The 7370-nt window shown below is 63.2% G+C and carries 9 protein-coding genes; 2 read left to right on the plus strand and 7 right to left on the minus strand.

What is annotated here, in order from left to right; all coding sequences use genetic code 11:
- Positions 1–844: 4-hydroxyphenylpyruvate dioxygenase (hppD, locus tag EOD15_RS24410; protein WP_127408910.1), on the minus strand; the 844-nt coding region annotated here is incomplete at its 3' end.
- 138 nt (positions 845–982) lie between these two features.
- Between hppD and EOD15_RS24415 the strand changes: the two genes are divergently transcribed.
- Positions 983–1450, plus strand: coding sequence for an Lrp/AsnC family transcriptional regulator (locus EOD15_RS24415; protein WP_023762149.1), 468 nt, complete (start codon positions 983–985; stop codon positions 1448–1450).
- Between the two features lie 11 nt (positions 1451–1461).
- Here EOD15_RS24415 and EOD15_RS24420 read toward each other — a convergent pair whose 3' ends face one another.
- The 4 genes from EOD15_RS24420 to aztA form a co-directional block, all read right to left on the minus strand.
- On the minus strand, positions 1462–1800 hold the full coding sequence (locus EOD15_RS24420; protein ID WP_127321732.1) for a TIGR01244 family sulfur transferase: 339 nt from the start codon (positions 1798–1800) through the stop codon (positions 1462–1464).
- A gap of 150 nt (positions 1801–1950) precedes the next feature.
- Entirely contained in the window at positions 1951–2892 is a 942-nt protein-coding gene (aztC, locus tag EOD15_RS24425; RefSeq protein WP_127408911.1) for a zinc ABC transporter substrate-binding protein AztC, read from the minus strand.
- 27 nt (positions 2893–2919) lie between these two features.
- Positions 2920–3795 carry a zinc ABC transporter permease AztB gene (gene aztB / locus EOD15_RS24430; protein ID WP_127322949.1) on the minus strand — a complete coding sequence of 292 codons (876 nt, stop codon included), beginning with the start codon at positions 3793–3795 and terminating at the stop codon, positions 2920–2922.
- A complete protein-coding gene (gene aztA / locus EOD15_RS24435) occupies positions 3795–4604 on the minus strand; it encodes a zinc ABC transporter ATP-binding protein AztA (protein ID WP_127322948.1) in 810 nt (269 codons plus the stop codon). The genes aztB and aztA overlap by 1 nt, the downstream gene beginning before the upstream one ends.
- Positions 4605–4830: 226 nt before the next feature.
- On the opposite strand from aztA, the gene EOD15_RS24440 reads away from it, so the two are divergent.
- Positions 4831–5175, plus strand: coding sequence for a RidA family protein (locus EOD15_RS24440; RefSeq protein ID WP_127271894.1), 345 nt, complete (start codon positions 4831–4833; stop codon positions 5173–5175).
- A 169-nt stretch (positions 5176–5344) separates the two neighbouring features.
- Here the strand turns inward: EOD15_RS24440 and hutC are convergent, their stop codons facing one another.
- Both hutC and EOD15_RS24450 read right to left on the minus strand, forming a co-directional pair.
- Complete coding sequence (gene hutC / locus EOD15_RS24445) at positions 5345–6085, minus strand: histidine utilization repressor (RefSeq protein WP_127323236.1); 741 nt, start codon at positions 6083–6085, stop codon at positions 5345–5347.
- Positions 6082–7370: formimidoylglutamate deiminase (locus EOD15_RS24450; RefSeq protein WP_127408912.1), on the minus strand; the 1289-nt coding region annotated here is incomplete at its 5' end. The genes hutC and EOD15_RS24450, both read right to left, overlap by 4 nt.

Genomic DNA, 7370 nt, shown 5'->3' on the forward strand with positions numbered 1-7370 from the left:
ACATGTCGTAGTAGGTCTCCGGCGGACCGGGCATGAATTTCAGCCCGTTCTCGGCCAGCCTGTCGGTGGCGGCATAGATCTCGTCGGTGCCGACAGCGATGTGCTGGATGCCCTCGCCATTGTATTTCTTCAGATATTCGGCGATCTGGCTGGTCTCGTCCTTGGACTTGTTGAGCGGAATGCGGATCTTGCCGCAGGGCGAGGTGATGGCGCGGCTCACCAGGCCGGTGATCTTGCCGTCGATGTCGAAGAAATGGATCTGCTTGAAGCCGAACAGATTGCGATAGAAATCCCACCACTTGTCCATCTGGCCGCGATAGACATTGTGGGTCAGGTGATCGAGGTAATAGAAGCCGACGCCTTGCGGCCGCGGGTCGCGCTCGCCCAGCCACTCGAACTCGGCATCATAGGCCGAACCCTTCTTGCCATAGGTCTCGATGAAATAGAGCAGCGAGCCGCCAATGCCGACGATTGCCGGCACGTCGAGCGCCTTGTCGGCGCCTTCGTAAGGCGTGGCGCCCTTGGCAACCGCGTGATCGAAAGCGTACTTGGCATCGACCACCCGCCAGGCCATAGAGGCAGCACAGGGGCCGTGCTTGTCGACGAATTTCATTGCATGCGAGCCGGGCTCGGCATTGACGACATAGTTGATGTCGCCCTGGCGCCAGATGGTGATGTCTTTCGTGCGGTGCCTGGCCACCGCGGCATAGCCCATGCGGGTGAACAGCTCGGCCAGTTTTTCCGGCTCCGCATGCGCGAATTCGACAAACTCGAAACCATCGGTGCCGGCCGGGTTGTCCTTGCTGATCCTAGCGGGCGGGGCGTCGTGCGGGAAGGGACCCATGATATTCCTCCGAAAGCTGGCCTAGCCTGAAAAGGCCACCTGACACGATCATAACGCGGAGGAGGCGCACGGTGCTTGCATTCAAACGCTTGAAATGATGATGTCATGCGTGAAGCGTGCATGATGTGAGGAAAAACCATGGATGAGACGCGCATTGATCAGTTCGACCGCAAGATAATGGCGCTGTTGCAGGGTGATGCGCGGCTGACCAACAACGATCTTTCGGAGCGGGTGAACCTGTCGGCGTCGCAATGCTCGCGCCGTCGCCAGCGGCTGGAGGAGGACGGCTTTATCAAGGGCTATCGCGCCGTTCTCGACCGCGACAAGCTCGGTTTTTCCCTGGTCAACGTCATTTCGGTGACGCTCGCCACGCACAACCGCGACAATGCGCGGCGCTTCGGCGAACTGGTGGCGCGGCTGCCTGAGGTGCAGGAAGCGCACGCGCTGACCGGCGAGATGGATTACATTTTGAAAGTGGTGACGCCCGACCTGAAGTCGCTGTCGGAATTCGTCAACGGCGTGCTCCTGCCACACGAATCCGTGCAGCACGTGAAGACGGCGATCGTGCTGGAGACGTTGAAGGAGACCGGCGCACTGCCGATTTAAGCCCTGGCCGTTCAGCCCTTCGACTGTTGGATCAGCCCATAGAGATTGGTGCAGCGGGCGCCGGAGCGGCAATAGGCGAAGACCGGGCCGTCGAGTTCGTTGAGCGCTTCGGCCTGATCCTCGACATTCTCGGCGGTGATCTGGCCGCTGATCACCGGAATGTAGCGGAAGGCGAGCCCTGCGGCTTCGACCGCTGCCTTGACGGTGTCGGCAGAAGGCTGGCCGGGCTGTTCGTCATCGGGCCGGTTGCAGATGACACTCTTGAAGCCGGCTTCCTTGATGGCGGCGACGTCCTCAGGCTGGATCTGGCCCGAAACCGAATAGTCCTCGCTGATTTCGCGGTATTCCATGGCAGCATCCTCGCAAACTGGTCAGGCGGCAGTCTTGCCACTCCCCGACATGGGCGGCAATCCGTACCGAAGGAATTCTCTGCCAAATAGACATTGCGTGGCGGAAAATCCAACCGGGCCGATGCGGCCCGGCTGGACGATCCTCCATACTCAGCTGCCGAGAATGGCGCCTTTGATCTGACGGATGTTGTTGTGCATCATGTCGATATAGGTCGCGGCCGGGCCGTCGGGCTGCGACAGCGCATCCGAATAGAGCGTGCCGCCGACCTTGATGCCGGTCTCGCTGGCGATCTGCTCGATCAGGCGCGGGTTGGTGATGTTCTCGACGAAGATCGCCGCGGCCTTGTCCTGCTTCACCTGGGTAACCAGCTTGGCGACGTCGGCGGCGGATGGCTCGGAGTCGGTCGAGATGCCTTGCGGTGCCAAGAAAGTCAGGCCGTAGGCGTGCTCGAAATAGCCGAAGGCGTCATGCGAGGTGATGACGACGCGCTTTTCTTCTGGGATCGAGGCGATCGCCGCTTTCACTTCACCTTCGACCGCGTCGAGCTTCTTCGTGTAGGCGGCGGCATTGGTCTGGTAGCTGACGCAGCCTTCCGCATCCGCCGCGCAGAAAGCCTCGGCGATGTTCTTCACGTAGATCCTGGCATTGGCGATCGACTGGAAGGCGTGCGGATCGGTGACCGTCTTGCCGCCGCCGGTGCCGGCACCTTCGGCCGCGTCGGCGTCGGCGAATTCTGGCTTGAAATCGATCGACTTCACGCCCTTGGTCAAGGTGACGATCGACGCCTTGGTGGCGCTGGCATCGACCAGCCGCTGCAGGAAACCCTCGAAATGCAGGCCGTTGACCAGAACGATGTCGGCCTTGGCCATGGCCACAGCATCGGCCGGGCTCGGCTCGTAGACATGGGCGTCGCCATCCGGCCCGACAATGGTGGTGACGTCGATGCGGTCGCCGCCGACATTTTTGGCGAAATCGGCAATGACGGTGAAGCTGGCGACCACTTTCAGCGGTGCGGCCAAGGCCGACGATGTGCCAAAAGCGGTTAATGTTATAACGCTCATCGCCAGGGCGGCATGGATCGATTTCAGCATAGACGGGTCTCCTTCTAGGGGCGGGGATCAGGCCGTTCTGTGACGGTGATGGATGATGCGCGCGCGCAGAATGCCGCGCGTGCCAAACAGGATCGAGGCGAAATAGACGACGCCGGCCGAAAGGATGATGGCCGGGCCGGATGGCAGCGACGCGTGATAGGACAAAAGCAGCCCGGCGACGCAGGAGGCGAAGCCGATCAGCACCGCCAGCACGCACATCGGCTCGACGCGAGCTGTCCAGAAGCGGGCGGCTGCGGCCGGCAGCATCATCAGCCCAACCGACAGAAGCGTGCCGAGTGCCTGGAAGCCGCCGACAAGGTTGAGCACGACAAGGCCGAGGAAGATGAAATGCACCGGACTGCCGAGCCGGCTGACCGAGCGCAGGAACAGCGGGTCGAGGCATTCGGCGACCAGCGCCCGCCAGAAGATGGCGAGGCTGACCAGCGTCACCGCGACGATGCCGCCGATCAGCGTCAGGGCCTCATCGTTGAGCGCCAGCACGGTGCCGAACAGCACATGCATGAGATCGACGCTGGAACCGCGGATCGACACCATCAGCACGCCGATGGCGAGCGAAATCAGATAGAACGCCGCCATCGAGGCGTCCTCGCGCTGTATGGTGAAGCGCGAGACGGCGCCGGCGCCGAGCGCGACGATGACGCCGGCGATCAGGCCGCCGATGGTCATCGGCAGGATCTCCAGCCCATAGAACAGGAAGCCGGCGGCCGCGCCGGGCAGGATTGCATGCGCCATCGCGTCGCCCGACAGGCTCATGCGCCGCAGCATCAGGAAGACGCCGATAGGGCAGGCGCCGAGCGACAGCATCAGCGAACCGATCAAAGCCCGCTGCATGAAGCCGAAATCGGCGAAGGGCGCGATGACAAGACCGTAAAGCATGTCCATCAGGCAGCCCTCGGTCCGACGCCGTGTCGATGGTCATGGTGATCGTGGCCATGGTGATCGTCACCATGAGCGTCCTCGCCCGGCTCGCACCAGGGTGCATTTTCTTCCCAGGCTTCGTGGAAGCGGCGGGCGCGCAACAGGTTGTCAGGTTTCAGCGTTTCCCTGGTTTCGCCCCAGGCGATCGGCTGGCGGGCGAGAAGCAGCGTTTCGGGGAAATTCTGCCGCACCAGGTCCAGATCGTGGACGACAACCATGATGGTGCGTTCCTCGCCGTGCCAGTGCTTGATCAGGGCAATGAGGTCGCCGACCGTCTTGGCGTCGACGGCGTTGAAGGGTTCGTCGAGCAGGATGAGGTCGGCGTCCTGCAGCAGGACGCGCGCAAACAGCGTGCGCTGCAACTGGCCGCCTGACAGCGTGTCGATCGGGCGCTTTTCAAAGCCGCCGAGGCCGACCGCCATCAGCGCCTTGCTGACGTCATCGCGATCTTCCTTGGTGTAGCGGCCAAGCAGGCCGCGTCGTGGCCACAGGCCGAGCGAAACCAGATCGACCACGCGCGCTGGAAAAGAGCGGTCGAGCTCCGATTGCTGCGGCAGATAGGCGGCACGTACACCGGGCGCGCGGATAACCTCGCCGGCCATTGGCTTCAGGACGCCGACAATGCCTTTCATCAGCGTCGATTTGCCGGAGCCGTTGGCGCCGACCACAGCGGTCAGCGAGCCCTTGCGGATGGTGCCGTCGAGATGATGGATCGCCGGATGGCTGCCGTAGCCAAGCGTCAGGTCGCGGAATGTCAGGCAGGTATTTGTCATTCTGCGATCCGTAGGCGGCGAAATCCGGCTGCTGGCAGCGGCCGATTGGATATGTGATGTTATTACATTAGTCAACAAGCCAATCCGGCGGAATTGCGGCCGCAGGGTCAACTTGCCGTGTGTGCATGCCATATGCCGTTGGCCCAAGGGGATTCGACCTGGCGACCTTGCCCCAAGCCGGCCGCGACTCTAAAGAAGCGCAACCGTCACAGGAAGGAACCATCCAATGAGCATTCGTCGCATCGATGTCGGCCCGCGCATGAGCCAGATCGTCATCCATGGCAATACCGTCTATCTGGCTGGTCAGGTCGGCCAGCCAACCGGCAACGTCGCTTCGCAGACCAGGGACATTCTGGCGGCTGTCGACGAATTGCTGGCCAAGGCTGGCTCCGACAAGACCAAGATCCTGCAGGCGATCATCTGGCTGGCCGACATGAGCACCTTTGCCGAGATGAACGCGGAATGGGACAAGTGGGTGCCGCAGGGCAACACGCCAGCCCGTGCCACCGGCGAAGCAAAGCTCGCCACCCCGGACTATCTGGTCGAGATTATTATTACCGCCGCGATCTAAAGCGTCGACTTTCCCTTCTCCCCTTGTGGGAGAAGGTGTCGCCGAAGGCGACGGATGAGGGGTGTTCCAGGGAACGCCAACGTCTCACTCCGCTGGAACACCCCTCATCCGTCTCGACGCTGTCGCGCCGATCCACCTTCTCCCACAAGGGGAGAAGGGAGCGTCGGCGCTACCCCTGCGACGGCCTGAACCTTGCCACCAGCGTGTGGCTCTCGGCCGCGTAGGTAAAGCGCACATGGGTGACCGGATGTTCGGCGCTCCATGTCCGTCGCTCGACCACCAGGCACGGCGCGCCGGCTTCGATGTCGAGTGCGGCCGCTATATGTCTGTCGGCGGCGACAGCGCGAATCCGGTGCTCGGCTTCGCTCCACGGCACGCGGCCGATCAGCCATGGTCCTGGTGCGATGGCCACGAATTCCTCGTCGGCTGCCTCGGGTACGGCGGTGAGGTTGATCAGCCGCTGTTCATGCGCGAACGGCCGCTCGCCGGCGAAATGCCCGCATTCCAGCGCCAGAACCGGTCCGGCCAAGCCCAATTCCAGCAGGGCGCGATCCTCGGCGCTGCTGCGCCTTTTGTGCCGAGCGACGCGCTCGTAGCAGTAAGGCAGGCCGAGCGCTTCGACCTCGATGCGGATATCGTGGATTTCCAGCACCGCCGCTTGCGACTGCGGCCGGCGCACAAAGCTGCCTGAGCGGCGGCGACGTTCGATCAGCCCGGCCTTGGCAAGCTGTGACAGCGCCTTGTTCACCGTCATGCGCGAGCAATTGTATTGCACGCTCAGTTCGTGCTCGAACGGGATGCGATGGCCGGGCGCCCAGGCACCGGACGTGATCTTCTCACTGATGTCGGTCAGGATGCGCTGGTGCAGCGAGCCGCCACCGTCCGCTACCACTGTGCCGGCCATGCTCATGCCGAAAGCGCCGTCATCACGCTGCGAAACCGCTCGGCGATAGCCTCTCGCTTCACATGCCTGCCGCCGCTGACCTGCTTGAACCCATGCACCCAGACGCAGTCGACCTTGCCGCCATTGGCGAAGATCCAGGCGTCCAGGATCGCGTCGCCGCTCTTGCCGGCCAGCGAGGGATTTTTGGGATCGAGCGAGACGAGATCGGCGGATGCGCCGGCGGCGATCTGCGAGATGCCGGCGCCAAGGGCGACGCTGCCCCCGTCCAGCGCGGCATCGAACAGCGCCCGGCCGGTCGAGCCGCCCGCGACCGCCAGCACATTGCGGGCGCGGTGGGCGAGGCGCTGCGAATATTCGAGTTGGCGCAATTCGTCGGGCAGGCCGATCAGCACGTTGGAATCGGAGCCGACGCCAAAGCGGCCGCCATGGTCTCTGAACAGCGGCGCGGCAAAAGTGCCGTCACCGAGATTGGCTTCGGTGATCGGGCAGAGACCGGCGATGGCGCCGCTCCTGGCCATGGCAACGGTTTCCGCATCGGTCATGTGCGTGGCGTGGATCAGGCACCAGCGCTTGTCGACCTTGGCATTGGCGAGCAAAAACTCCACGGGCCTCGCGCCGGACCAGGCAAGACAGTCCTCGACCTCTTTCACTTGCTCGGCGATATGGATGTGAATCGGCCCCTTCGGCGCCAGCGCGGCGACTTCGGCTAGCTCCTGCGGCGTCGCGGCACGCAAACTGTGCGGAGCGACGCCGACGACAGCCTGATTCAACGCGCGAACCAATTCGCGGCATTTCTCAACAAGCCGCGAGAACCGATTCACATCGTTGATGAATCGCCGCTGGCCTTGGTTTGGCGCGGCGCCGCCGAAAGACGAGTGCGCATAAAACACCGGCAAAAGCGTCAGGCCGATACCTGTTTCGCCGGCCGCCGCCGCGATGCGCTCGGCCATCTCGGCAAGATTGGCGTAGGATTTTCCATCGCGGTCGTGATGCAGATAGTGAAACTCGCCGACGCGGGAAAACCCGGCCTCCAGCATCTCGACATAGAGTTGTGCTGCAACCGCCTCGACCTGATCGGGCGTCATCGACAGGGCAAAGCGGTACATCACCTCGCGCCAGCTCCAGAAACTGTCGGCGGAGGGGCCGCGAAGCTCGGCAAGGCCGGCCATGCCGCGCTGGAAGGCGTGGCTGTGAAGGTTGGGCATGCCGGGCAACAGGATCGCGTGGCGTTCGTCGCCGGCTAGCGCGGTAGCTCCAGGCTCGACGGTCGCGATGCGTCCCTCGGCCAGGG

The organism is Mesorhizobium sp. M7A.T.Ca.US.000.02.2.1 (assembly GCF_003996995.1).
Classification (GTDB): Bacteria; Pseudomonadota; Alphaproteobacteria; order Rhizobiales; family Rhizobiaceae; genus Mesorhizobium.